Below are 24,274 nucleotides of genomic sequence, written 5' to 3'. Positions count from 1 at the left end.
TTTTATGCAGATTTATAAAGTCGGCGGCGCAGTTCGTGATCGCCTGCTGGGCAAACCTGTTACTGATATCGACTGGGTTGTGGTCGGAGCCACCACCGAAGAAATGCTCGCCAAGGGCTTTCGCCCGGTAGGTGCGGACTTCCCGGTCTTCCTTCACCCGAAAAGCGGTGAGGAATACGCCCTCGCCCGGACCGAACGCAAAAGCGGACGCGGCTATGGCGGCTTCACCTTTCACGCCAGCCCTGAAGTAACGCTCGAAGAAGACCTGATCCGTCGTGACCTGACGATCAACGCAATGGCAGAAGACGATCAGCAGAATCTGACCGACCCCTATCATGGCCAACGTGATCTCGAGGCTCGCTTGCTTCGTCACGTTTCCCCCGCGTTCGCCGAAGATCCACTCCGTGTTATGCGTGTTGCGCGCTTTGCCGCGCGATATGCCGAGCTCGGCTTTACCGTTGCACCTGAAACGCTGGAGTTGATGCGTGAGCTCAGCGAGTCAGGAGAACTCGAAGCGCTGACGGCGGAACGCAGCTGGAAGGAAATTTCCCGCGCACTGATGGAAGATCAGCCACAAGTGTTCATCCAGGTGCTGCGCGACTGTGCCGCGCTGAAGGTATTGATGCCGGAAGTCGACGCACTGTTCGGGGTCCCGCAACCCGAAGCCCATCACCCTGAAATCGACACGGGCGCCCACACCCTGAGCGTGCTCGAACAAGCGGCACTGCACAAACAGCCGCTGACGGTGCGCTGGGCCTGCCTGCTGCATGACCTGGGCAAAGGATTGACACCGGAAGAAGAATGGCCGCGGCACATTGCCCACGAACACAAGGGGCTGAAGCTGATCAAAGCAGTCAATGAACGCTTCAAGGCGCCGAAGGACTGCCAGGAGTTGGCGCTGTTGGTGGGCCAATATCACACCCATGGTCATCGCGCTCTGGAACTGAAGCCTTCGACCTTGCTGGAGTTGCTGCAGAGCTTCGATGTCTACCGTCGGCCGCAGCGGTTTGAAGAGTTTATTGCGGCGTGTGAAATGGATGCGCGTGGACGCAAAGGGCTGGAGCAGAGAAGTTATCCACAGGCTGATTATTTGCGTGGGGCGGCGAATGCTGCGCGAAGCGTGGCGGTTCAGCCATTGCTGGAGAAGGGATTCAAGGGGCCGGAGCTGGGTGAGGCGATCAAGCGCGAGCGGCTCAAGGCTTTGAAGGCTTACAAAGAAGCGGCGTCTGCCTGAAAGCTTCGTCGGATCGCCGCCCGGAGCAAGCCCGCTCCCACAGGATTTTCACCGTACCTGTGGGAGCGGGCTTGCCCGCGATGACGTCATCCGCCTTACAACAAATTTGAAGGGGTCAACTGTTCGCCACGCCACTCAAACGCCACCGGCGCCAACACCTGGTCAATCTGCGCTTCGCTCCACAACGTCGCAAAGCTTTTGCCCACACCCGGATGCACGCGATCCGGCGCAATCAGCGACAACGGCCACAGCACAAAGGCATTTTTCAGAATCTCAGCCCTTGGCAGAATCAGGCCATCGAAGTTGCCCACCAGATCACCGAACAGCAACACGTCGATATCCAGCGGCAAACCCTTGCGATCCGGCGCATAGCGACCATTGTCCGCCTCAATGAATTTTAACCGGCGGTCCAATTCCATCAGCGGCAGATCGGTGAAAGCCGACACCACGAAATTGAAGAATGGCCCGCTCTTGATCCCCACAGGCTGGCTTTCGAACACCGCCGAGCAGCGTATATCCACCAGAAAACCCGCCAGGGCTTCCAGGCCAGCCTGCAAATGGGTTTCGCGCTCGATATTGCTACCGAGCCCGAGATACACCTGAGTCAGCGACATCCGCGCTCGATCTCCACGCCCACACCACCAGTGGCCGCCGGGACGGCGCCTGGCTTGGTCAGTTTGAGGCGCATCCAGGTGATATTGAATTCGCTCATCAGCACTTCCACCAGACGTTCGGCAAAAGTCTCGACCAGTTGGAACTGCGCCTGCTCGGCAAAGGCCTGGATGCGCGACGAAACGCTCGCGTAATCGAGCGCCAGGGTCAGGTCGTCACCGGCAGCGGCCGGGCGATTATCCCAGGCGAAGCTCAGATCAAGACGCAGGCATTGCCGGATGCCTCGCTCCCAGTCGTAGGCACCAATCACGGTGTCGACTTCCAGGCCCTCGATAAACACTCTGTCCAAGCACTCTTCTCCGCTGCACGACAAGGGCGCAATGCGCCGTTAGAATCAGGGCGTCCTCGCCCGGAATAGTTAGCATGTTTTGGTTACTGGCGACCTTCGCCTACCTGCTCGGCTCTCTGTCCTTCGCCATTTTGCTCAGCCGCCTGACCGGTAACCCCGATCCGCGAATGAGTGGCTCGGGCAATGCCGGCGCCACCAACATGCTGCGCCTGGCCGGCAAGAAACTCGCCATCCTGACCTTGATCGGCGACCTCTGCAAAGGCCTGCTGCCGGTGCTGATCGCAGGCATTGCGGGCCTTTCGCTGCAAGAACAAGCCTGGATCGGCGTTTGCGCCGTCATCGGTCACCTGTTCCCCCTGTACTTTCGCTTTCGCGGCGGCAAGGGTGTCGCCACTGCCGCCGGCATGTTGCTGGGCCTTTATCCGCCTGCAGCCCTGTTGGCGGTCTGCGCATGGCTGCTGACGTTCTTCCTGACCCGCACCAGCTCACTCGCCGCCCTGATCGCCACACCGCTGACCCTGCCGCTGCTGGCCTGGCAAGAACCAGCGGCGTTGCTGCCCATGAGTGCGCTCACAGGGCTGATCGTCTGGCGTCATCGCGGCAATCTACGCGACCTGTTTGCCGGGCGCGAACGGCATTTCTAAATACCGGACATGAGCGCCGCTCATCACAGCCCCGACAATTGCTCCATCGGCCAGCGCGCCTGAACGCTGATCGCCAGGCTTTCATGCTGACCGGCTTGCAAACGCTGGCACCCGGCAAACGCGATCATCGCGCCATTGTCGGTACAGAACTCCGGACGGGCGTAAAACACATCGCCCTTCAGGTCGCCGAGCATTTTCTCCAAGGACGCACGCAACGCCTTGTTCGCGCTGACGCCGCCAGCGATCACCAGACGCTTCATGCCCGCCTGTTTCAGGGCACGCTTGCACTTGATGGTCAAAGTCTCTACCACGGCCTGCTGGAACGCCAGCGCGATGTCGCAACGGGCTTGCTCGCTGTCGTCCCCGGCGTTGACGCTCTGCTGCCAGGTGTTCAGGGCAAATGTCTTCAGGCCGCTGAAGCTGAACGCCAGTCCCGGGCGGTCGCACATCGGACGCGGGAAGGTAAAACGTCCTGCAACGCCCTGCTCCGCCAGACGAGCGATTTCCGGACCGCCCGGATAATTCAGTCCCATCATCTTTGCCGTCTTGTCGAACGCTTCACCGGCGGCATCGTCAAGGGTCTCGCCCAAGAGCGTGTATTGACCGATCCCGTCGACCTGAACCAGCTGCGTATGACCGCCGGACACCAACAAAGCGACGAACGGGAATTCGGGCGGTTTCGACTCCAGCATCGGCGCCAGCAAGTGGCCTTCCATATGGTGCACGCCGAGAGCTGGAATGCCCCAGGCAAAGGCCAGCGCCTGAGCGCAGGAAGCCCCCACGAGCAGCGCACCCACAAGCCCCGGACCCGCGGTGTAGGCGATGGCATCGATCTCGGTCGGCACGCAGTCAGCTTCAGCCAACACCTGACGAATCAGGGGTAGCATGCGTTTGACGTGATCGCGCGAGGCCAGCTCCGGCACCACACCGCCATAGGCGCGGTGCAGGTCGATCTGGCTGAACAACGCGTCGGCCAGCAGGCCGCGTTCACTGTCATATAATGCGACACCGGTTTCGTCGCAGGAGGTTTCTAATCCCAGTACTAGCATGGGTTTGCGCCTTGTTTAGGCTGAATTCGAAGGCGCGCATAATAGTCGCCATGCGATGCCCCGACTAGCGGTTTTCGATCAGAGGCTTTGCATTCCGAGCGATGAGGGGTTAACATCCGCAACCCTTAAAAACCGACGTCTTCAAGTGCTCTTTTGCCGCGAGGATGTTGACCCCGGTAATGAATGAAGGTAGCTCTGGATGCCAGCCGTCAAAGTAAAAGAGAACGAACCCTTCGACGTAGCTCTGCGTCGTTTCAAGCGCTCCTGCGAAAAAGCCGGTGTACTGGCTGAAGTTCGTAGCCGCGAATTTTACGAGAAGCCAACTTCTGAGCGTAAGCGCAAAGCAGCAGCCGCTGTTAAGCGTCACGCCAAGAAAGTTCAGCGCGAACAGCGCCGCGCCGTTCGTCTGTACTAATACACAGACGATCGTAGCAAGCTTCTGCCAAGCCCGGCCCTCAGCCGGGCTAATGGCATTTGCGGAAAACGCTTGATGCTTCACCGTCAAAGCCGCACACGCGACCGAGACAAACCTGCTTCACAGCGTCAGACCTGGCTCTTTTGCCAGCGGTGCACGTCTTTTCTGACGAGCCTTCCAAGGCTACTGACGAGCACACCCACTGATTCCTCTCACGACGATCAGCCCAAGGCACCTTCTTGCGTGCCCGCTTATGAGCTATCCGGGGCCATCGACTGGTCGCAGCGGATTCAGCGAAACACTTTCAAATAGTCGAATACTGATTGGTATTAACGTCAGTGGATTTTCGGCAGATACACTTCCCGACAGCGATTACGCAGACGACACTGGTCGAGCCGCACATTTTGCGCGCCTCAAACAACGACCCGCGTTCGGTCGCACTTCGTTTCGGGTCCATTTCAGCGCAGATGACGAGAACGCCATGGCCGGGCTAATTCCCCAGAGCTTCATTGACGACCTTCTGAACCGCACCGACATCGTCGATGTGGTCAGCTCGCGCCTGCAACTGAAAAAGGCCGGCAAGAATTACACCGCCTGCTGCCCGTTTCACAAAGAAAAAACCCCTTCCTTCAGCGTCAGCCCAGACAAACAGTTCTATTACTGCTTCGGCTGTGGCGCTGGCGGTAATGCCCTCGGCTTCATGATGGACCACGACAACCTGGACTTCATCCAGGCTGTCGAAGAACTGGCCAAAGCCGCCGGCATGGAAATCCCCCGCGAAGAAAGCGGCCGGCCGCACAAACCGCGGCAGCCGACCGATTCGCCGCTATACCCGCTGCTCACCGCTGCCGCCGACTTCTACCGCCAGGCGCTGAAAAGCCATCCGTCGCGCAAAGCCGCTGTGGATTACCTCAAGGGTCGCGGACTGACCGGCGAGATCGCCCGGGACTTCGGCCTCGGTTTCGCTCCGCCGGGCTGGGACAATCTGTTCAAGCATTTGAGCAGCGACACCCTGCAACAAAAAGCCATGGTCGATGCCGGCCTGCTGATCGAGAACGCTGAAACCGGCAAGCGCTATGACCGCTTCCGCGATCGCGTGATGTTTCCGATCCGCGACAGCCGCGGGCGCATCATCGCTTTCGGCGGCCGAGTACTGGGCGATGACAAACCGAAATACCTGAACTCACCGGAAACACCGGTATTCCATAAAGGCCAGGAACTCTACGGCCTTTATGAAGCACGCAAAAATAATCGCAACCTCGACGAAATCATCGTCGTCGAAGGCTACATGGACGTTATCGCCCTCGCCCAGCAAGGCCTGCGCAATGCCGTTGCCACACTGGGCACCGCCACTAGCGAAGAGCACTTGAAGCGACTGTTTCGCGTCGTGCCCAACGTGCTGTTCTGCTTTGACGGTGACCAGGCGGGCCGGAATGCCGCATGGCGAGCGCTGGAAGCCACGCTGCCCTGCCTGCAAGACGGGCGACGGGCGCGCTTCCTGTTCCTGCCGGAGGGCGAGGACCCGGATACGCTGGTCCGCTCCGAAGGCACTGACGCATTCCGCGCGCGAATCAATCAGCACGCACAGCCACTGGCAGATTATTTCTTTCAGCAGCTGACCGAAGAATCCGATCCGCGCTCGCTCGAAGGCAAGGCCCACATGGCCACCCTCGCGGCACCGCTGATCGACAAGGTCCCGGGTGCGAACCTGCGCATCCTGATGCGTAAGCGCCTGACTGAAATCACCGGACTGAGCGGTGAAGCCGTGAGCCAACTGGTGCAAAGCGCGCCTCAGGACGCGCCACCCGCCTATGATCCAGGCATCGATTACGACGCCATGCCGGACTACAGCGACTACCATCAGCCGCAGGCACAAGAGATGCATGTGCCGCAGCAGGAATGGACGCCGAAGAAACCCGGCGCCGGCGGCAAGAAATGGGACAAGAAGCCCTGGGACAAGAATGGCAAACGTGGCGGTGATCGCGATCAACCGAGCGCTCCGCGCACACCGATTGCCGTGGAAGCTCCGACACTGATTGCACTTCGCACGCTCATTCATCACCCGGAACTGGCCGGCAAGGTAGAAACCGCCGATCACTTCGCCAATGAGAGCAACACCTACGCACAACTGCTGGTGGCCCTTATCGAGGCAGTGCAAAAAAATCCTAAGCTAAACTCAATTCAGTTAATGGCCCGCTGGCACGGGACGGAACAGGGACGCCTTCTCAAAGCATTGGCGGAAAAGGAATGGCTGATTAAAGGCGATAACCTTGAACAACAGTTTTTAGACACCATTACTAGGCTATCAGCCGGTCAACACACCGATAGCCTTGAAGCACTTATCAGAAAAGCAAGGCAGCCAGGATTGACCGCAGAGGAAGCAAATCAGATCGCAAATCAGATGCGCGACCTATTAAAACGCAATATGGCCACATCAAACCCGACCTCAACTGGCGCGTGAGGTCATAGCTCAGGTATAATCCTCGGCTTGTTTTTTGCCCGCCAAGACCTTCAGTGGATAGGGTGTTATGTCCGGAAAAGCGCAACAGCAGTCTCGTATCAAAGAGTTGATCACACTTGGTCGTGAGCAGGGCTACCTGACTTACGCGGAGGTCAACGACCACCTGCCGGAGGATATTTCAGATCCGGAACAGGTGGAAGACATCATCCGCATGATCAATGACATGGGGATCAACGTATTCGAGGTTGCGCCAGATAAGGATTCCCTTATGCTGGCCGACGCCGATACCGACGAAGCCGCGGCCGAAGAGGCAGCAGCAGCGTTGGCAGCGGTCGAGACCGACATTGGTCGCACCACCGACCCAGTGCGCATGTACATGCGTGAAATGGGTACGGTAGAGCTCCTCACACGTGAAGGCGAAATCGAAATCGCCAAACGTATTGAAGAGGGCATCCGCGAAGTGATGGGCGCAATCGCGCACTTCCCTGGCACGGTTGACCATATTCTCTCCGAGTACACTCGCGTCACCACCGAAGGTGGCCGCCTGTCCGACGTCCTGAGCGGTTATATCGACCCGGACGACGGCATTGCGCCGCCTGCTGCAGAAGTGCCGCCGCCAGTCGATCCGAAAGCCGTGAAAGCGGACGACGACACCGACGACGATGACGCCGAAGCAACGGATGACGAAGAAGAAGCCGAAAGCGGTCCGGATCCGATTATCGCGGCACAGCGTTTTGGCGCTGTCTCCGATCAGATGGAAATCACCCGCAAGGCGCTGAAAAAGCACGGTCGTGGCAACAAGCTGGCAATCGCCGAACTGTTGGCCCTGGCTGAGCTGTTCATGCCGATCAAACTGGTGCCGAAGCAATTCGAAGGCCTGGTCGAGCGTGTTCGCAGTGCCCTGGATCGTCTGCGTCAGCAAGAGCGCGCGATCATGCAACTGTGCGTTCGTGATGCCCGCATGCCGCGTGCCGATTTCCTGCGCCAGTTCCCGGGCAATGAAGTCGACGAAAGCTGGACCGACGCGCTGGCCAAAGGCAAAAGCAAATACGCTGAAGCCATTGGTCGCCTGCAGCCGGACATCATTCGTTGCCAGCAGAAGCTGACCGCGCTGGAAACCGAAACCGGTTTGACGATCGCCGAGATCAAGGACATCAACCGTCGCATGTCGATCGGTGAGGCCAAGGCCCGCCGCGCGAAGAAAGAGATGGTTGAAGCGAACTTGCGTCTGGTGATCTCCATCGCCAAGAAGTACACCAACCGTGGCTTGCAATTCCTCGATCTGATTCAGGAAGGCAACATCGGTCTGATGAAAGCGGTAGACAAGTTCGAATACCGCCGCGGCTACAAATTCTCGACTTATGCCACCTGGTGGATCCGTCAGGCGATCACTCGCTCGATCGCCGACCAGGCCCGCACCATCCGTATTCCGGTGCACATGATCGAGACGATCAACAAGCTCAACCGTATTTCCCGGCAGATGTTGCAGGAAATGGGTCGCGAACCGACCCCGGAAGAGCTGGGCGAACGCATGGAAATGCCTGAGGACAAGATCCGCAAGGTATTGAAGATCGCTAAAGAGCCGATCTCCATGGAAACCCCGATCGGTGATGACGAAGACTCCCATCTGGGTGACTTCATCGAAGACTCGACGATGCAGTCGCCAATCGATGTTGCTACCGTTGAGAGCCTTAAAGAAGCGACTCGCGAAGTCCTGTCCGGCCTCACTGCCCGTGAAGCCAAGGTTCTGCGCATGCGCTTCGGTATCGACATGAATACCGACCACACCCTTGAGGAGGTTGGTAAGCAATTCGACGTGACCCGTGAACGGATTCGTCAGATCGAAGCCAAGGCGCTGCGCAAGCTGCGCCACCCGACGAGAAGCGAGCATTTGCGCTCCTTCCTCGACGAGTGATCACAAAACCCCCGGCCCAGGCCGGGGGTTTTGCTTTGTGCAGATAAAATCCCCAGCACTTCCCCTCCCCCCCGCTGAATAGCCCGTCTACACTCGAAGCATTCCCCCGAGCCATAACGAGACCGTTATGCCCAGACTGCCGACCGTGGTTTTCTTGCTGTCGCTGATGACCTGGACCGCAACGGCTGGCGCGCTGACTCTGACCGACGAAGAACGTAGCTGGCTGGCGGCCCACCCGGACTTGCGTCTGGGTGTCGATGCGTCATGGCCTCCCTTCGAGTTTCGCGATGATCAGGGCCGCTATCAGGGCCTTGCCGCGGACTACATCGACCTGATCCGCCAACGCCTGGCCATCAAGCTCACGCCCATCGAACCCGTAAGCTGGACGGCTGTTCTCGAACAGGCCAAACAAGCCAAACTGGACCTGTTACCGGGCATCATGTCGACCCCGGAACGCCAGACATATCTATCATTTACGCGTCCCTACCTGGACTTTCCAATTGTCATTCTTGCCCACATCGGCGGCGCTCAACCGCGCAAACTCGAAGACCTGTACGGCCTGAAAATCGCCGTAGTGGAAAACTACGCCCCCCATGAACTGCTGCGCACCCATCACCCCGACCTGAATCTGGTGGCGTTGCCCAATGTCAGCTCAGCCTTGCAGGCACTGGCGACCGATGAAGTGGACGCGGTGGTCGGCGATCTCGCTTCCAGCGTCTGGAGCCTGCGTCAGCTCAAACTGGACGGGCTGTATGTCAGCGGTGAGACGCCCTATCGCTATCAGCTGGCCATGGGCGTGCCCCGGGATAACAAGATGCTGGTCAGCATTCTGGACAAAGTCCTGGCGGACATGACACCGGACGAAATCAACACCATCCAGGAGCATTGGGTCGGCAACGTTCTCGATCATCGAACGTTCTGGTCCGACCTGCTGGTGTACGGCTTGCCAGGTTTGTTGCTGCTGATGACGGTGCTGGCGGTAGTCATCCGGATCAACCGCCGCCTGAGCTCGGAAATCGCCCGTCGCGTCGACCTGGAACAGGAACTGCGCAGCAGTGAATACCATTACCGCGGGCTGGTGGAGAGTCTTTCGGCCATTGCCTGGGAAGCGCGGATCTCCGACTTCACCTACAGCTACGTGTCGCCCCACGCCGAGGAATTGCTTGGCTATCCCTTGGCCCATTGGCTGATACCGGGCTTCTGGCGCAACATCATCCACCCCGCCGACCTGACCCGCGCCCAGACATTCTGCGATCACGAAGTCCTCGCCGGGCGCGATCACAGCCTCGATTACCGAGTCATCACTGCCGATGGACGCTGCATATGGGTACGCGACATCGTCAGCCTGATCGAACACGGGCATGAACCGGTGATGCGTGGCCTGATGATCGACATCAGCGAAGCCAAGCGCACCGAAGAGGCGTTGCGCCTGTCGGAACAAAAGTTCGCCTCGGTATTCCAGCAATGCCCGGACATCCTGGTCATCGCGCGACTCTCCGACGGCTGCCTGCTGGAGGTGAACGAAGCGTTTGAAGAACAGATCGGCCTCAAGGCAGAAGACGTCATCGGCCAGACCGCCACCGACCTCAACATCTGGGGCATCCCTGGCGTCGGGCCAGGCTTGCTGCAGCGCCTGCAGGCCGGCAGCATCCGCAACCTGGAAATGCCCTTTCGCCGTAACAATGGCCAGGTATTTACCGGCCTGATCTCTGCCGAACCTTTCGACCTCGACACCACCCCGGCGCTGGTGGTGGTCGTCCGGGATATCAGCAAACTCAAGGAAACCCAGCAACAGCTGCAAACCTCCGAAGAAAAATTCGCCAAGGCCTTCCACGCCTCACCCGACGGTTTATTGCTGTCCCGGCAGAGTGACGGTTTGCTACTGGAGGTCAACGAGGGTTTCAGCCGCATTACCGGTTTCAACAGCGCGATGTCCGTTGATCGCTCGGCGCTGGAGTTGGGGATCTGGGTCAATCTCAACGAACGCAAACAGATGCTGGACCTGCTGCATCGGGATGGTTTCGTCCGCGACTTCAGTTGCCATATCCGCCGCAGCGACGGGAAGATCCGCCTCTGCGAAGTGTCGAGCCGTCCACTGCCGATCGGCGACGAAGATTGCATGCTGACCATCGCAAGGGACATCACCGAGCGCCACCTGATGCAGGAAAAACTGCAACAGGCCGCGACCGTGTTCGAGAGTACTGCCGAGGGCGTGTTGATCACCGACACCCAGCAGCACATCAGCGCGGTCAACCGCGCGTTTACCGAAATCACCGGCTACAGCGAAAGCGAAGCACTGGGCCACACCCCTCGCCTGCTCGCTTCGGGCCTGCATGACAGCGCTTTCTACGCGGCCATGTGGCATCAACTGACGGCCGAAGGGCATTGGCAGGGCGAGATTTCCAACCGGCGCAAGAACGGAGAACTTTATCCGAGCTGGCTGACCATCAGCGCCGTGCGCAACCGCGACAAGTTCATCACCCACTTTGTCGCCGTATTCGCGGACATTTCCAGCCTCAAGCACGCGCAGGCCAAACTCGATTACCAGGCGCATCACGACCCGCTGACGGGCTTGCCGAACCGCACGCTGTTCGAGAGCCGACTGCTGACCGCACTCAACAACCAGCAGGAAAACGGCGGCCAGGGCGCCGTGTTGTTCCTCGATCTCGATCGCTTCAAACACATCAACGACAGCCTCGGCCACCCGGTCGGCGACCTGCTGCTCAAGGGCATCGCCGTGCGCCTCAAGGAGCAGTTGCGCGACATCGATACCGTGGCGCGCCTCGGCGGTGACGAATTCATCATCCTGCTGCCCGGCCTGCAACAGTCGAGCGACGCCGACAACATTGCCACCAAACTGCTCAACTGCTTCTCTGCGCCATTCCAGGCTGGCGAGCACGAGTTCTTCATCAGTGCCAGCATTGGCACCAGCCTCTACCCCAAGGACGGCTGCGACGTCGCCACGCTGGTCAAGAACGCCGACGCGGCGATGTACCGCTCCAAGGCCAAGGGCCGCAACCGGGTCGAAAGCTATACCCGCGACCTGACCGCCCAGGCCAGCGAGCGCGTCGCACTGGAACATGAACTGCGCCGGGCCATCGAGCGTAATGAACTGTTGCTGCACTACCAGCCGAAAATCAGCCTGGACGACAATCGCCTGGTGGGGGCCGAAGCCCTCATCCGCTGGCATCACCCGACCTTCGGTGCCGTGCCGCCGGAGCACTTCATTCCCTTGGCCGAAGAGAACGGGATGATCCTGCAGATCGGCGACTGGGTGCTCGAGACCGCGTGCCGGCAGATGTACGAATGGAACCTGACTTATGAATGCCTCGGCCCATTGTCAGTCAACCTCGCCGGCGCGCAACTGCGCCAGCCCAACCTGCTCGGCCGAATTGAACAACTGCTCAAGGACAACGGTCTTCAGCCCGGATTATTGCAACTGGAAATTACCGAAAACTTCATCATGAGCCAGGCCGAGGAAGCGCTGGCGGTGCTGCATCAGCTCAAACACCTGGGCGTGCAACTGGCCATCGATGACTTCGGCACCGGCTATTCATCCCTGAGTTACCTCAAGCGCCTGCCGCTGGACATCCTCAAGATCGACCAGTCGTTCGTCCGCGGCCTACCGGATGACCCCCATGACGCGGCCATTGTTCGCGCGATCATCGCGCTGGGCCGCAGCATGCAATTCACCGTCATTGCCGAGGGGGTCGAGACTTTTGCGCAGCAACTATTCCTCGCGGAGGAAGGCTGCGAACAGATTCAGGGCTACATCGTCAGCCTGCCCTTGCCGCCGGACGAATTCGCCGCGACGTTTCTTCGTATAGCCGTATCGGATTTTTCGGATAGCACAGCCGAGAAACCGTCGCTATAATCCGCGGCCTACTGAGGGCCTATAGCTCAGTTGGTTAGAGCAGAGGACTCATAATCCTTTGGTCCACGGTTCAAGTCCGTGTGGGCCCACCAAACAAAAAAGCCGCGCTGAATGCGCGGCTTTTTCGTGTCCGAGTGATTGGTTTTTTAGCGCTGATTTTTGAGTCGCTCAGTTTGCAAAGTTTTCGATCTTTACCTGCCCCTCAGGAAAGGTCGCGATGATCTCCAGCTCGCCACCCATTGCGCGTATGTAGTTGCGCAACGTGCTGATGTACATGTCGGTGCGTCGCTCCATCCTGGAAATCGCCGCCTGATTGACATGCAGCGTCTTGGCCAGTGTTTCCTGGCTCAGCTCCTGGGCCTTACGCAGTTCATGCAGGGGCATTTCTTTCAAGTGCTGCTGGAACAACCGCTTTGCGTTAGCGCGAGACTCTGGCGTCATACGAGCTTGAAGTTCAGCAAATTTTTTAGCCATCGTTGCGGCCCTCTTTACGCAATGTTTCCAAATGGTCGTCATACAGTTTTTCAGCACGCGGGACATGTTCGTCATACCAACGGTTTCGGCCGGTTTTATCCCCTCCGATTAAAAGTAACGCGCATCGGGCTGGATCAAACGCATAAAGCACGCGAATGGGACGACCGGCATCTGGACCCGCAACTCTCGCAGGTTGCCCAGTCGCGAGCCTTTAATGTCACTGCTATGCGGGAAACGCAGGCCCGGTCCGAGCAGCCCAAGCAGATCGACACTGGCTGACACCGAGGCCTGCTCTTTCGCGTCCAAATTCTCCCACCAGCCTTCAAATTCATCGGTGTATTCAACTTCCCAACCCATACCAATATGCCACCCAAGGAATATGACCTCAAGGGAATAACTCTAGGCGTTAGCGGTCGCACGACCACTTGGGTTGCCAATGAGATTGTTAACGGTGGTTGCTCGCTGGAGCTGGGTGTTCGCGTCTGGCGTTTGGTTTTGTTTACTTAAGGTGGCGCAATATCGGATGACGTCCTCAGACCTTGTAGGCAAACTCCGAATCGTCCTTTTTGGGCACTTTGATGCCTTGTTGCGCTTTTCTTCGACGGGATAGTCTCCGGACGTCGCTGACCATTCAGCGATCGGGCTTGGAAACCCGTCGAGCGTATGACAACAACGTGCCCAACATGACCGCAGACGTTTACGCCTGTAATCCTGTGTCATGGCGGCTGTGCGTGGGACGTCTTCGGACGTGCCGGTTTCCTAGGCTCCCGGTTTTCCAACCTGCGCACGGCCGCCACCCATTCGCTTGGAAACGAACATGGCGGCTCCTCAAGCTTAGGAGATAAACCATGAACAAATCAGATTCACCCTCAGAACTGAAAACCATCGGCCTCACCCCCTTCATCTACTGCTCAAACCAACCGCTGTTCCATGTCACTCGAGACGTTCCCCTCGGTGATGCGCTAGCCATGGCCTCAGATTTTCTATTCCTTTCCAAGGAACTGACCAGAGATGCCGCCTTTAACCGCGACACCGACCGCCATATCTGGGCTGCGCATTACCTGACGGCGATGAGCAAGGCCGTGGTCGATGATGTGGTGAAGGTGCTGGAAGGCGGGCTTGATCGAGCCGATACGAAACCAAAAAAATAGCGGCGATTGGTCGTGAGCCCCGAGTATTCGGGGCTTTCACATCATGATCGGGAGTGCCGCTTCAATGCCTTACTTTACTGCGTCCGGCGGCGAGCTACATGCAATGGAATGACCTGACGATTGGCGGACGCCACTACAGCATGGAGCACCTCCAGCCGTTCGAACTGGTATTTGAGGTCGCCGGTGAACAGCTCAATGTCAAATTCGAATTCGGATTTCATTGCTTCACTGATGACAAAGGTAATGGACAGTCGATAACGCACCGAGGCGAAAACCGATACTTCTGTGCTGAACGGCACCATTGCAGCAGCCAGATCGCGGAATACCTTCACAAACGGTTTTTCAAAGGGCTAGCTGTCCCCTTTTACGTAGGAAACAGTCAGCGCTACTTCTGCCTCGACCTGCATGACTACGCGATTTTCTTCTCGATCAGTAAACCGCCCAATACGACGAACCTGCTCAAGCTCAGAGTGATTTCAGCCTATGAGGTCGCGGAGTGGGGTCGGGCGAAGCTGCCCAAGGGCAAGCCGCACAACGTGCGTTACATTCTCGAAATGCGTAACGCTGGAAAATCTGTTTGATAGACAGCAAAAAGCCCCGATGCTTTCGCACCAGGGCTTTTTGTGAATCTCAATATCGGCCTCTCCTTTCACGGTTTCCCGCTTATCCCGCTCACTGGCTAGGAGTGGCTTGCGCCACCGAAATCAACACCCCTTGCTTCCAAGGTTCCGGTCTGTGCTGACGTGGCAATAGTATCGTCTTGATCAAATGGGAGCAACCAGCTCGTTTTTTGGCGGATAAGTGGTGTGCAAAATGGCTATTTACGCGATAACACTCAGCACTGGAATGGCCCGCACTGGCCCCAACCGCTCAAGCATTTCACGGGTAAAAACGACCTCGTATGTATCCGCCGCCCTGCCCCACTGCTCCACGATGACCATGCCCTCGACCAGCACATGTCCTAATCCAGTGATCGTATCGGCCAGTTCCTCGACGATTTCTTGAGTCCGACTCCAAACACGATCAGTCATCGCTTTAAGCTCAGCCGCAATACGCTCAGATGACGCAGGGTCCGTGTCGGGACAGGTAATGTTGCGCAGCAAATGCTGCAACTCTTTTACTTTGGCGTAATCCTGTTCCGCCCCCTGCGCGCCTTTGAGGATGGCTACCGCTTTCGACTTGTCGACGCGTTTCCCGGATGAAGACAATGTCTGCCCCATAGCGCCAGCCAACAGGACCATCATCCGCGCTTCCAAATGCGCTTTCATTGCTTCCATCGACGAAATCAGGCGCGCCAGGGTAATGGCGGCGCCCCCTTGATGCCGCAAGTCCATGGTCACCGACAGGGTCACGCCGCCCGTTGCAAACCCCAATGCGCGGGCCACGACGTAGTGGCCCATTTCGTGATGGGCAATCTGTATTGCGTGATTCCGCACAGCTGCAGGCATGTTCCTGGTCATTTCATCGCCTCGCACCCCCAGATTCCGCATTCGACTACGATTGACGATAGCTGTCCATCCTGTCCGCTCAGACAAAAAAGCCGCGCAATTGCGCGGTTTTTTCGTACCTGCGATTCACCCCTTACTCAGGCAAGGCGTACGCAATCACGTAGTCCCCACGATCTGTCGACTGACGCGCGCCACCCACCGTCAGCAGGATGTACTGCTTGCCGGTTTTCGGCGAAACGTACGTCATAGGCCCAGACTGACTGCCGACAGGCAAACGCGCCTTCCAGATCTCATTCCCGTTGCCGGTATCGAAAGCACGCAGGTAGAAATCCTGAGTACCCGCGAAGAACAACAGGCCGGACTGAGTGGCCAAAGACGCACCGAGGGTCGGCATGCCGATCGGAATCGGCAGGTGCATGCGGATGCCCAGCGGACCGGTGTCTTGCACAGTGCCGACTGGAACCTGCCACATCAGCTTGTGGGTTTTGAGGTCGATGGCGGACATTGTGCCGAACGGCGGTTTCTGACACGGAATGCCAGCCGCCGAGAGGAAGCGTTCGCGCATCGCCCCGAACGGGGTGCCTTCCTGTGGCACGACGCCCATTTCAATCCCACTGGCCCCGGCGGCGATCTTGTTTCGCGGGATCATGTAGTTCGCAAGGCCCAGGCGCATGTCGTTGACGAACATGTAGTTCGTGTTCGGATCAACCGAGACACTGCCCCAGTTCATGCCGCCCAGCGAGCCCGGGAATTGCAGGGCGCGGTCCATGCCCGGCGGGGTATAGACACCTTCGTGGCGCATGCCTTTGAACTGGATGCGGCACATCAACTGGTCAAACGGTGTAGCGCCCCACATGTCCGCTTCGGTCAGGGTCTTGTTGCCGATGGACGGCATGTCCACCGAGAACGGCTGTGTGGGCGAATAGCGTTCGCCGGGCACATTGCCTTGCGGCACCGGGCGCTCTTCGACACGGGCGATCGGCACGCCGGTTTCACGGTTGAGCAGGAAGATCTCGCCTTGTTTGGTGACTTGCGCCAAGGCTGGCTGCAGGCCGCCCTTGTCGTCCGGCACGTCGTACAGCAGCGGTTGCGCAGGCAGGTCAAAGTCCCACAAGTCATGGTGAGTGGTCTGGAAGTGCCAGCGCACCCGACCGGTCTTCACGTCGAGGGCGACGATGGACGAGCTCCATTTGTCATCGAATACCGTGCGCTGGCCGCCGAAGAAGTCTGGCGTGGCGTTGCCGGTTGGCAGGTAAACCAGACCGAGCCTGGCGTCGTAGGACATCGCCGACCAGACGTTCGGTGTGCCACGGGTATAGGTCTCACCGGCCGGTGGACGCTTGGTGGTGTCCGGATTGCCCGGATCCCACGCCCACACCAATTCACCGCTGCGCACGTCATAGGCGCGGACCACGCCTGGCGGTTCGCCAGTGGAATAGTTGTCGGCCACACGGCCACCGACGATCACCACGTCACCTGCGACCAGTGGCGTCGAGGTTTGCTGGTAATAACCCGGTTTTACTTCGCCCATGTCGGTGGTCAAATCGACCGTGCCTTTGTTGCCGAACGCTTCACAGGGTTTGCCGGTGTCGGCATTGATCGCGATCAGACGCGCATCACCGGTCGGCAGAAACAGACGTTTCGTACAGGCTGCAGGCTGATTGCCCGAAGACGCAGGGGCTTCGGAATAACCCAGGCCACGGCAACGCTGCCAGTTCGGCGCGGTGCCTTGCGGGTCGAACTTCCAGCGCTGGGCGCCAGTGTCGGCGTCGAGGGCGAAGACTTTGCCGTAGGCGGTGCAGGTGTAGACCGTGTCGCCGATTTGCAGCGGGGTGTTCTGGTCTTCAGCGCCAGCGCCGGTGCTTTGCGGGATGTCGCCGGTGCGGAAGGTCCACGCCACCTGCAACTGGTCGATGTTGCCCTTGTTGATCTGGTCCAGCGCGGCAAAGCGGTTGCCGGCAGTGGTGTTGCCCCAGTGGGCCCAGTCTTTCTGTTCGGTGCCCGGTGCGACCGGCGTAACAGCCGGTTCGGTGCCGGCCTTGACCACATGGGTCGGCACGAACATGTAGGCCATTGTTGCAACAACGCCGACGCCCAGCATACCGGCCAGGCCATAAGCACCACGGCCCGCATTCTTGCCCGAAGCGCGCACGAGCGTCGGGTAGACAAGCGCGACGACCAGCCCGATCACGGCAAACGTCAGCACGCGCGAGACCAGCGGCCAGTATTCAAAACCGGTGTCCCACACGGCCCAAATCGCCGTAAGAATCAGCGCGACACCATACAGCCGCGCGCCTTGCGGATTACGACGAGCAATCATCAGCCCGGACACCAGCATCGCCAGGCCCATCAGCAGGAAGTACCCGCTGCCACCCAGCGAAACGAGGTAGCCACCGCCACCCGCCAGGCCAAGCCCGATCAATGCAATCAGGACACCCAGCCCGCGCAGCAACCATTTGCTGCCGCCAGCAGCCCCAGAAGTATTCATGTCGGAAAATTTCCCCATTTTTGACAAGCGCGGAATAATGTACGAACTGGTTACTTATGGCAAATTGTCGCAGACAAAAAGGGCATGAACGGTACGGCGCCAGGATCAGGCATCCACAGTGGGAGATGTGCCTGTAACATGCTGAACCATTGATCTGTATCGCTGGAGACCACCCTTGCCCGACATCCGCCCACCCGTTCTTGACGAAATCGACCGCCAATTGATCGCCGCCCTGCAGATCAATGCCCGCGAAAGCGTGGCCATGCTCGCCCGCCAACTGGGCATCGCTCGTACCACGGTGACATCGCGGCTGGCGCGGCTGGAAAAGGCCAAGGTCATCACCGGTTACGGCGTGCGATTGGGTCAACGGGTGGTGGATGGCGGTTTGCAGGCGTACGTCGGGATCACGGTGCAACCGCGCTCGGGCAAGGAAGTGTTACGGCGGTTGAGTGCAATGGCACAGGTGCAGCAGTTGTGTGCGGTCAGTGGCGAATTTGATTATGTGGCGTGGTTAAGAACCGATTCGCCGGAGCAGCTGGATCAGTTGCTGGATCAGATCGGGAGTGTGGATGGGGTGGAGAAGACGACCACGTCGATCATTCTCAGCAGCAAGATTGATCGCGGGCAGCCGGTTTAAACGCGATTCCCTGTGGGAACGGGCTTGTTCGCGAAGGGGCCGTTTCAGCCGGCATTAGTGTTGGCGGGTCCACCGCATTCGCGAGCAAGCCCGCTCCCACATTAAGCAGTGTGTAGTCACGGATCGTCGTTTTGATCAAGTAATTAGCAAAACGACGACACATTGCGTCTTATTAACGTGTTCTACGCTCTCTAGAATGGCTGCCATCTTTTCCTATACTCAGACGCGCACCCCGCGTCCGGTCGCCAGCAAGGTCAGCCATGAACAAGAACAATCGCCATCCTGCAGACGGTAAAAAACCAGTCACCATTTTCGGCCCGGACTTTCCTTTTGCCTTCGACGACTGGATCGAGCACCCGGCCGGCCTCGGCAGCATTCCTGCGCACAACCACGGCGCCGAAGTGGCGATTGTCGGCGCCGGTATCGCCGGTTTGGTCGCGGCCTACGAACTGATGAAACTGGGCCTCAAACCCGTCGTCTACGAAGCCTCGAAGATGGGCGGCCGCCTGCGCTCCCAGGCGTTCAACGGGACCGATGGCATCGTCGCCGAGCTGGGCGGCATGCGCTTCCCGGTGTCGTCCACGGCGTTTTACCACTATGTCGACAAGCTGGGTCTCGAGACCAAACCCTTTCCCAATCCGCTGACGCCTGCCTCTGGCAGCACCGTCATCGACCTGGAAGGCAAAACCCATTACGCACAGAAGCTGGCTGACCTTCCTGCATTGTTCCAGGAAGTGGCTGACGCCTGGGCCGACGCCCTGGAGGCCGGCTCGCAGTTCTCCGATATCCAGCAAGCGATCCGCGACCGTGACGTGCCGCGCCTCAAAGAGTTGTGGAACACCCTGGTTCCGCTGTGGGACGACCGCACCTTCTACGACTTTGTCGCCACCTCCGAAGCCTTCGCCAAGCTCTCGTTCCATCACCGCGAAGTATTCGGCCAGGTCGGTTTCGGCACCGGCGGCTGGGACTCGGACTTCCCGAACTCGATGCTGGAAATCTTCCGCGTCGTGATGACCAACTGCGACGATCACCAACATCTGGTCGTCGGTGGCGTCGAACAAGTGCCGCAAGGCATCTGGCGTCATGTGCCGGAACGTTGCGTGCACTGGCCCGAAGGCACCAGCCTCAAGTCGCTGCACAGAGGCGCGCCACGCTCCGGGGTCAAGAAAATCGCTCACGCCCCGGACGGCCGTTTTGCGGTCACCGATAACAACGGCGACACCCGCGAGTACGCGGCAGTGCTGACCACTTGTCAGAGCTGGCTGCTGACCACCCAGATCGAATGCGACGAAACCCTGTTCTCGCAAAAAATGTGGATGGCCCTCGACCGCACGCGCTACATGCAATCCTCGAAAACCTTCGTGATGGTCGACCGGCCGTTCTGGAAGGACAAGGACCCGGAAACCGGCCGCGACCTGATGAGCATGACCCTCACCGATCGCCTGACCCGCGGCACCTATCTGTTCGACAACGGCGACGACAAGCCAGGCGTGATTTGCCTGTCGTACTCGTGGATGAGCGATGCGTTGAAAATGCTTCCGCACCCGGTGGAAAAACGCGTCGAACTGGCGTTGAACGCGCTGAAAAAAATCTACCCGAAAGTCGACATCGCCGCGCGAATCATCGGCGATCCGATCACCGTGTCGTGGGAAGCCGACCCGCATTTCCTTGGCGCGTTCAAAGGCGCATTGCCCGGTCACTACCGTTACAACCAGCGCATGTATGCGCACTTCATGCAGGCGGACATGCCGGCCGAACAGCGCGGGATTTTCATCGCCGGCGACGATGTATCGTGGACCCCGGCATGGGTCGAAGGCGCGGTGCAGACGTCGCTCAATGCGGTGTGGGGCATCATGAAACACTTCGGCGGTGAAACTCACGCCGAGAACCCGGGTCCAGGAGATGTGTTCAACGAGATCGGTCCGATCGCCCTGCCCGAGTAAAAGGAGTTCCAAATGCGCGTAGCCCTTTACCAATGTCCGCCGCTGCCCCTGGACGTCGCCGGCAATCTGCAACGCCTGCACCAACTGGCGCAGGAAGCGAAAGGTGCCGATTTGCTGGTGCTGCCGGAGATGTTCCTGACCGGCTACAACATCGGCAGCGATGCCGTCAGCGTACTGGCGGAGGTGCACAACGGTGAATCGGCGCAACAGATTGCGCGCATTGCCAAGACCGCGGGGATCGCCATTTTGTATGGTTACCCCGAGCGCACCGAGGACGGGCAGATCTACAACGCCGTGCAACTGATCGATGCCAATGGCGAACGCCTGTGCAACTACCGCAAGACTCACCTGTACGGCGACCTCGATCACTCGATGTTCAGCGCCGGGCAGGGTGATTTTCCGTTGGTGGAACTCAACGGCTGGAAGCTGGGCTTCCTGATCTGCTACGACGTTGAGTTTCCGGAAAATGCGCGACGTCTGGCATTGGCCGGCGCCGAGCTGATTCTGGTGCCGACAGCGAACATGATTCCTTACGACTTCGTCGCCGACGTCACCGTCCGCGCCCGGGCCTTCGAAAACCAGTGCTACGTCGCTTATGCCAACTATTGCGGCAATGAAGGCGAAATCCATTACTGCGGCCAAAGCAGCATCGCCGCACCGGATGGCAGCCGCATTGCTCAGGCCGGCCTCGATGAAGCGCTGATTGTCGGTGAGCTGGATCGCCAGCTCATGGTCGACTCCCGCGCCGTCAATCGCTACTTCCTCGATCGCCGTCCCGAGCTTTACGGCGAGCTGAACAAGCGCTGATCACCCGTTATCCGCTAGCATTAGCGCTTCTCTGTTCTGGAAGTGCTCATGCCTGCGTTGAATCACCCTCGCCCCCACACTGAAACCCTGGCCAATGGCCTGCGGGTGACGCTGCGTCATGCCCCGAATTTGAAGCGCTGTGCGGCGGCGTTGCGGGTCGCTGCGGGCAGTCATGACGTGCCATTGGCATGGCCCGGCCTGGCGCATTTTCTTGAGCATCTGTTGTTTCTCGGTACCGAGCGTTTTCCTGCGGAACAAGGGCTGATGGCCTACGTGCAAGGTCATGGCGGGCAGGTGAATGCACGGACCAGCGAGCGCACCACGGACTTCTTTTTCGAACTGTCGCCACAGGCGTTCAACGGTGGGCTGGAACGTCTGTCAGACATGCTCGCTCATCCGCGTATGAATCCGGACGATCAGCAGCGGGAACGGGAAGTGTTGCAGGCAGAGTTTGTTGCCTGGTCGCAGGACGCGACGGCGCAACAGCGACTGGCGCTGTTCGATGGACTTTCGCCGACCCATCCGTTGCGCGGCTTTCATGCCGGCAACCGCGACAGCCTGCCGCTGCCGCAGCCAGACTTTCAGAATGCGTTGAAGGATTTCCATCAACGGTTTTATCAGACCGGGCAGATGACGCTGAGCCTGGCCGGCCCGCAAAGTATCGAAGAGCTGCAGCAAATGGCACTGAGTTTCGGCGCGGCGATCCCCATCGGCGAAAACGTCCCGCAACAGGCGCTTGTGCCGCTGATGGAATCTTCAGACGCAAGTTATCAACAGGTGAGTGAGCGCAGGCTTGATCTGCTGTTTACCTTCGAATCGCTGCCCGCTTCATCGACTGAAGCATTGGCGTTTCTGTGCCATTGTTTGAACGCTTCGAAACCCGGCGGGCTGCTGGCTGATTTGCGCACGCGCGGTCTGGCTGAGCATTTGAACGCCGAGTCCCTGTACCAATTTGCCGGACAAGCCGTGCTGCACGTCGAATTTACAACGTCCGCACCGGCGAGCGTCCTGCGCGAGAAGCTGCTGGATTGGTTGGGCTTTTTTGCCGCGCAGCAAGACTGGGCCACTCTGCGAGAAGAGTACGCGGCCCTGCTTCAGCGCCAGCAACAAGTCAGCGGTGCGCTGCAACTGGCCCGACTCGACAGCGAACAGCTTGAAACCGGGTTATCCGAACAAGGCGTTGCAGCGCTCAAAGACATCCTGAAGAAAATCGGCGCTGTGGATAACTTCAGCGGTGAATGGCAACTGCCGGCACCGAATCCGTTCTTGCACGCCGAGGCGCCGCCCCAAAACGCCGGACTGATTCGCGGGCAAACCAGCAAGCACCGCGGCCTGCGCACATTTGCCCAGGATCGTTCGCGCAGCCGTCGCGAAAATTCGCCGATGCAATTCAGCCAGGCCTTGCCGGATAACACCGCTGAAGGCGCGATTTATTTGCGCTGGCGACTCGAGGCCCAGCCTCATCCCCGCCTTCAACAGCGTCTGGAAAACAGCCTGCGGCCACTGCGCGAGGATGCGCGTCAGGCGGGCGTCGACTTTTCCTTCAGCGCATCGGGCAATGAATGGCTGCTGAAGGTGACGGGACTGCAGGAGCCGATGCCGACCGTTCTCGAACATGCACTGAAAGAGCTGACAAAACCTGCCAGCGGCTTCCCACAGGAAGAACCGAAAAACACGGCGCTGATCCCGATTAAACACCTGCTCAAGGCACTGCCCGATCATTGCCTCGAGCACACTGGCGTCTCTGAAGACCTGCAGCTGCTATGGTCGAGTGCGCGCTGGGAAGGCCTGGCCACTGGCCTGTCGGCACAGACTCAAGCAGCGATGGGGCTGGCGCTGAGCCGAGTGCCCGGCGTAGCGGACACTCAAAAGTCCTCGCCGCCCTCGATCAACTCACAGCGCCTGTGGACAACGTTCGACACCGAATCCAGCGAGCACGCGTTGTTACTGTTTTGTCCGACGGCAACCCAGGACATCTGCGACGAAGCCGCCTGGCGTTTGTTGGCGCTTGTCTGTCAGACGCCGTTGTATCAGCGCCTGCGCGTGGAACTGCAATTGGGTTACGCGGTGTTCAGCGCACTGCGTCAGATCCATGGGCAGACAGGAATCCTGCTTGGCGTTCAGTCTCCGGGCACCGCGCCATTGAAACTGCTGGAACACATGGAATGCTTCCTGAGCGACCTGCCCGGATTGGTCGATGGGATCGACGAGGCGGCTTTCATTGCCCAGCGCCAGGCGTTGGCCGATCAATTCGACATTGCTGCCATTCCCTTGACCCAGGCTGCTGAACTGCTCTGGCAAGGCAAACTGGCTGGCCGCTCGTCGGATTACCTGACGCAGCTGACCTTGTCGATTCTGGCCGTCGATCGCAGCGCCCTGATCGCCGCCGCCCATCGACTGAACAACGCCGAAGGCGGCTGGCGTTGCCTGGCCAGCAGTTCGCAACCGCAAGCGCCTTGGCAAGTGACAAAATGATCATTACCGCTGGTGCAATTAGCTTTTTCCGAGAATGCAGGCCTTTCGCTCTGTAATTTTGAGTAACATAGCCACCTAACTATCTGAACATCTCCGGCTGGAGGTGGACTATATGTATAGATCTCAACTGTCCCATCACCTGAAGGAGCGCTCCCATGTCCTGGTCCAAACCTGCTTACACCGACCTGCGTATCGGCTTTGAAGTCACCATGTACTTCGCAAGCCGCTAAGTTTGTCCTGCCGTTCAGCGCCTCGGTTTGCCGAGGCGTTTTTATTTTCAGCGTTGAAATGATGGAGC

General features: G+C 58.9%; 19 protein-coding genes, 1 tRNA gene and 1 pseudogene. 14 read left to right on the top strand and 7 right to left on the bottom strand.

All coding sequences use genetic code 11. The features are described 5' to 3' along the window. The first annotated feature begins 4 nt into the window (after nucleotides 1-4). Nucleotides 5-1,234, top strand: a complete 1,230-nt coding sequence (locus FBY04_RS26055) for a multifunctional CCA addition/repair protein (RefSeq protein ID WP_145317971.1) — start codon at nucleotides 5-7, stop codon at nucleotides 1,232-1,234. 95 nt (nucleotides 1,235-1,329) lie between these two features. Here the strand turns inward: FBY04_RS26055 and folK are convergent, their stop codons facing one another. Both folK and folB read right to left on the bottom strand, forming a co-directional pair. Continuing rightward, nucleotides 1,330-1,848, bottom strand: a complete 519-nt coding sequence (folK, locus tag FBY04_RS26050) for a 2-amino-4-hydroxy-6-hydroxymethyldihydropteridine diphosphokinase (protein ID WP_145317968.1) — start codon at nucleotides 1,846-1,848, stop codon at nucleotides 1,330-1,332. Next, nucleotides 1,839-2,195 (bottom strand): dihydroneopterin aldolase, encoded by a 357-nt coding sequence (gene folB / locus FBY04_RS26045; RefSeq protein WP_008027044.1) that lies wholly within the window; start codon nucleotides 2,193-2,195, stop codon nucleotides 1,839-1,841. The genes folK and folB overlap by 10 nt, the downstream gene beginning before the upstream one ends. Before the next feature lie 74 nt (nucleotides 2,196-2,269). On the opposite strand from folB, the gene plsY reads away from it, so the two are divergent. After that, nucleotides 2,270-2,839, top strand: a complete 570-nt coding sequence (gene plsY, locus FBY04_RS26040; RefSeq protein ID WP_017341125.1) for a glycerol-3-phosphate 1-O-acyltransferase PlsY — start codon at nucleotides 2,270-2,272, stop codon at nucleotides 2,837-2,839. Nucleotides 2,840-2,862: 23 nt separating this feature from the next. Here the strand turns inward: plsY and tsaD are convergent, their stop codons facing one another. Then, entirely contained in the window at nucleotides 2,863-3,888 is a 1,026-nt protein-coding gene (gene tsaD / locus FBY04_RS26035; protein WP_084318396.1) for a tRNA (adenosine(37)-N6)-threonylcarbamoyltransferase complex transferase subunit TsaD, read from the bottom strand. A 199-nt stretch (nucleotides 3,889-4,087) separates the two neighbouring features. On the opposite strand from tsaD, the gene rpsU reads away from it, so the two are divergent. The 5 genes from rpsU to FBY04_RS26010 all read left to right on the top strand — a co-directional run bounded on the left by rpsU (nucleotide 4,088) and on the right by FBY04_RS26010 (nucleotide 12,645). Next, complete coding sequence (gene rpsU / locus FBY04_RS26030) at nucleotides 4,088-4,303, top strand: 30S ribosomal protein S21 (protein WP_002551877.1); 216 nt, start codon at nucleotides 4,088-4,090, stop codon at nucleotides 4,301-4,303. A gap of 481 nt (nucleotides 4,304-4,784) precedes the next feature. Then, the gene (gene dnaG, locus FBY04_RS26025) at nucleotides 4,785-6,764 is read left to right on the top strand and encodes a DNA primase (protein WP_084318397.1); all 1,980 of its coding nucleotides are present in this window, start codon (nucleotides 4,785-4,787) and stop codon (nucleotides 6,762-6,764) included. A 67-nt stretch (nucleotides 6,765-6,831) separates the two neighbouring features. Beyond that, nucleotides 6,832-8,679, top strand: coding sequence for an RNA polymerase sigma factor RpoD (gene rpoD, locus FBY04_RS26020; protein ID WP_084318398.1), 1,848 nt, complete (start codon nucleotides 6,832-6,834; stop codon nucleotides 8,677-8,679). 127 nt (nucleotides 8,680-8,806) lie between these two features. Then, nucleotides 8,807-12,553 (top strand): bifunctional diguanylate cyclase/phosphodiesterase, encoded by a 3,747-nt coding sequence (locus tag FBY04_RS26015; RefSeq protein ID WP_145317965.1) that lies wholly within the window; start codon nucleotides 8,807-8,809, stop codon nucleotides 12,551-12,553. 15 nt (nucleotides 12,554-12,568) lie between these two features. Continuing rightward, nucleotides 12,569-12,645 (top strand) — tRNA-Ile (locus tag FBY04_RS26010). A 76-nt stretch (nucleotides 12,646-12,721) separates the two neighbouring features. Here the strand turns inward: FBY04_RS26010 and FBY04_RS26005 are convergent. Together FBY04_RS26005 and FBY04_RS26000 are read right to left on the bottom strand one after the other, a co-directional pair. Beyond that, the gene (locus FBY04_RS26005; RefSeq protein WP_145317962.1) at nucleotides 12,722-13,027 is read right to left on the bottom strand and encodes an XRE family transcriptional regulator; all 306 of its coding nucleotides are present in this window, start codon (nucleotides 13,025-13,027) and stop codon (nucleotides 12,722-12,724) included. Then, nucleotides 13,020-13,384 (bottom strand): annotated as a pseudogene (locus tag FBY04_RS26000) (type II toxin-antitoxin system RelE/ParE family toxin). The gene FBY04_RS26005 and the pseudogene FBY04_RS26000 overlap by 8 nt, the downstream one beginning before the upstream one ends. Nucleotides 13,385-13,875: 491 nt before the next feature. Between FBY04_RS26000 and FBY04_RS25995 the strand changes: the two are divergent. Together FBY04_RS25995 and FBY04_RS25990 are read left to right on the top strand one after the other, a co-directional pair. Beyond that, on the top strand, nucleotides 13,876-14,178 hold the full coding sequence (locus FBY04_RS25995; RefSeq protein WP_084318401.1) for a DUF3077 domain-containing protein: 303 nt from the start codon (nucleotides 13,876-13,878) through the stop codon (nucleotides 14,176-14,178). Between the two features lie 140 nt (nucleotides 14,179-14,318). Beyond that, complete coding sequence (locus tag FBY04_RS25990; protein WP_084318561.1) at nucleotides 14,319-14,759, top strand: hypothetical protein; 441 nt, start codon at nucleotides 14,319-14,321, stop codon at nucleotides 14,757-14,759. 240 nt (nucleotides 14,760-14,999) lie between these two features. On the opposite strand, the gene FBY04_RS25985 is transcribed toward FBY04_RS25990, so the two are convergent. Then, nucleotides 15,000-15,638, bottom strand: coding sequence for a peptidase M41 (locus FBY04_RS25985; protein ID WP_145317958.1), 639 nt, complete (start codon nucleotides 15,636-15,638; stop codon nucleotides 15,000-15,002). A gap of 121 nt (nucleotides 15,639-15,759) precedes the next feature. Next, nucleotides 15,760-18,114, bottom strand: a complete 2,355-nt coding sequence (locus FBY04_RS25980; protein ID WP_145317955.1) for a glucose/quinate/shikimate family membrane-bound PQQ-dependent dehydrogenase — start codon at nucleotides 18,112-18,114, stop codon at nucleotides 15,760-15,762. 175 nt (nucleotides 18,115-18,289) lie between these two features. On the opposite strand from FBY04_RS25980, the gene FBY04_RS25975 reads away from it, so the two are divergent. The 5 genes from FBY04_RS25975 (at nucleotide 18,290) to pqqA (ending at nucleotide 24,206) form a co-directional block, all read left to right on the top strand. Beyond that, nucleotides 18,290-18,751 (top strand): Lrp/AsnC family transcriptional regulator, encoded by a 462-nt coding sequence (locus tag FBY04_RS25975; protein ID WP_046029956.1) that lies wholly within the window; start codon nucleotides 18,290-18,292, stop codon nucleotides 18,749-18,751. Nucleotides 18,752-19,011: 260 nt separating this feature from the next. Next, nucleotides 19,012-20,694, top strand: coding sequence for an NAD(P)/FAD-dependent oxidoreductase (locus FBY04_RS25970; RefSeq protein ID WP_084318403.1), 1,683 nt, complete (start codon nucleotides 19,012-19,014; stop codon nucleotides 20,692-20,694). Nucleotides 20,695-20,706: 12 nt separating this feature from the next. Continuing rightward, nucleotides 20,707-21,501: a carbon-nitrogen hydrolase family protein gene (locus FBY04_RS25965; RefSeq protein ID WP_145317952.1), complete on the top strand. Its 795-nt coding sequence runs from the start codon at nucleotides 20,707-20,709 to the stop codon at nucleotides 21,499-21,501. Between the two features lie 48 nt (nucleotides 21,502-21,549). Next, a complete protein-coding gene (gene pqqF / locus FBY04_RS25960; protein ID WP_145317949.1) occupies nucleotides 21,550-23,976 on the top strand; it encodes a pyrroloquinoline quinone biosynthesis protein PqqF in 2,427 nt (808 codons plus the stop codon). Nucleotides 23,977-24,131: 155 nt separating this feature from the next. Next, nucleotides 24,132-24,206 (top strand): pyrroloquinoline quinone precursor peptide PqqA, encoded by a 75-nt coding sequence (pqqA, locus tag FBY04_RS25955; protein ID WP_009045898.1) that lies wholly within the window; start codon nucleotides 24,132-24,134, stop codon nucleotides 24,204-24,206. Nucleotides 24,207-24,274: the final 68 nt, after the last annotated feature.

Source organism: Pseudomonas sp. SJZ080 (assembly GCF_007828295.1).
GTDB lineage: Bacteria > Pseudomonadota > Gammaproteobacteria > Pseudomonadales > Pseudomonadaceae > Aquipseudomonas > Aquipseudomonas migulae_A.
This window is presented reverse-complemented; position numbering and strand designations above follow the sequence as displayed.

Excerpts from the sequence above, each read along its gene's own strand:
- FBY04_RS26055 (WP_145317971.1), top strand. The coding sequence starts at position 5 with ATGCAGATTTATAAAGTCGGCGGCGCAGTTCGTGATCGCCTGCTGGGC.
- folK (WP_145317968.1), bottom strand. The coding sequence starts at position 1,848 with ATGTCGCTGACTCAGGTGTATCTCGGGCTCGGTAGCAATATCGAGCGC.
- plsY (WP_017341125.1), top strand. The coding sequence starts at position 2,270 with ATGTTTTGGTTACTGGCGACCTTCGCCTACCTGCTCGGCTCTCTGTCC.
- tsaD (WP_084318396.1), bottom strand. The coding sequence starts at position 3,888 with ATGCTAGTACTGGGATTAGAAACCTCCTGCGACGAAACCGGTGTCGCA.
- rpsU (WP_002551877.1), top strand. The coding sequence starts at position 4,088 with ATGCCAGCCGTCAAAGTAAAAGAGAACGAACCCTTCGACGTAGCTCTG.
- dnaG (WP_084318397.1), top strand. The coding sequence starts at position 4,785 with ATGGCCGGGCTAATTCCCCAGAGCTTCATTGACGACCTTCTGAACCGC.
- rpoD (WP_084318398.1), top strand. The coding sequence starts at position 6,832 with ATGTCCGGAAAAGCGCAACAGCAGTCTCGTATCAAAGAGTTGATCACA.
- FBY04_RS26015 (WP_145317965.1), top strand. The coding sequence starts at position 8,807 with ATGCCCAGACTGCCGACCGTGGTTTTCTTGCTGTCGCTGATGACCTGG.
- FBY04_RS26005 (WP_145317962.1), bottom strand. The coding sequence starts at position 13,027 with ATGGCTAAAAAATTTGCTGAACTTCAAGCTCGTATGACGCCAGAGTCT.
- FBY04_RS25995 (WP_084318401.1), top strand. The coding sequence starts at position 13,876 with ATGAACAAATCAGATTCACCCTCAGAACTGAAAACCATCGGCCTCACC.
- FBY04_RS25990 (WP_084318561.1), top strand. The coding sequence starts at position 14,319 with ATGGAGCACCTCCAGCCGTTCGAACTGGTATTTGAGGTCGCCGGTGAA.
- FBY04_RS25985 (WP_145317958.1), bottom strand. The coding sequence starts at position 15,638 with ATGACCAGGAACATGCCTGCAGCTGTGCGGAATCACGCAATACAGATT.
- FBY04_RS25980 (WP_145317955.1), bottom strand. The coding sequence starts at position 18,114 with ATGAATACTTCTGGGGCTGCTGGCGGCAGCAAATGGTTGCTGCGCGGG.
- FBY04_RS25970 (WP_084318403.1), top strand. The coding sequence starts at position 19,012 with ATGAACAAGAACAATCGCCATCCTGCAGACGGTAAAAAACCAGTCACC.
- FBY04_RS25965 (WP_145317952.1), top strand. The coding sequence starts at position 20,707 with ATGCGCGTAGCCCTTTACCAATGTCCGCCGCTGCCCCTGGACGTCGCC.
- pqqF (WP_145317949.1), top strand. The coding sequence starts at position 21,550 with ATGCCTGCGTTGAATCACCCTCGCCCCCACACTGAAACCCTGGCCAAT.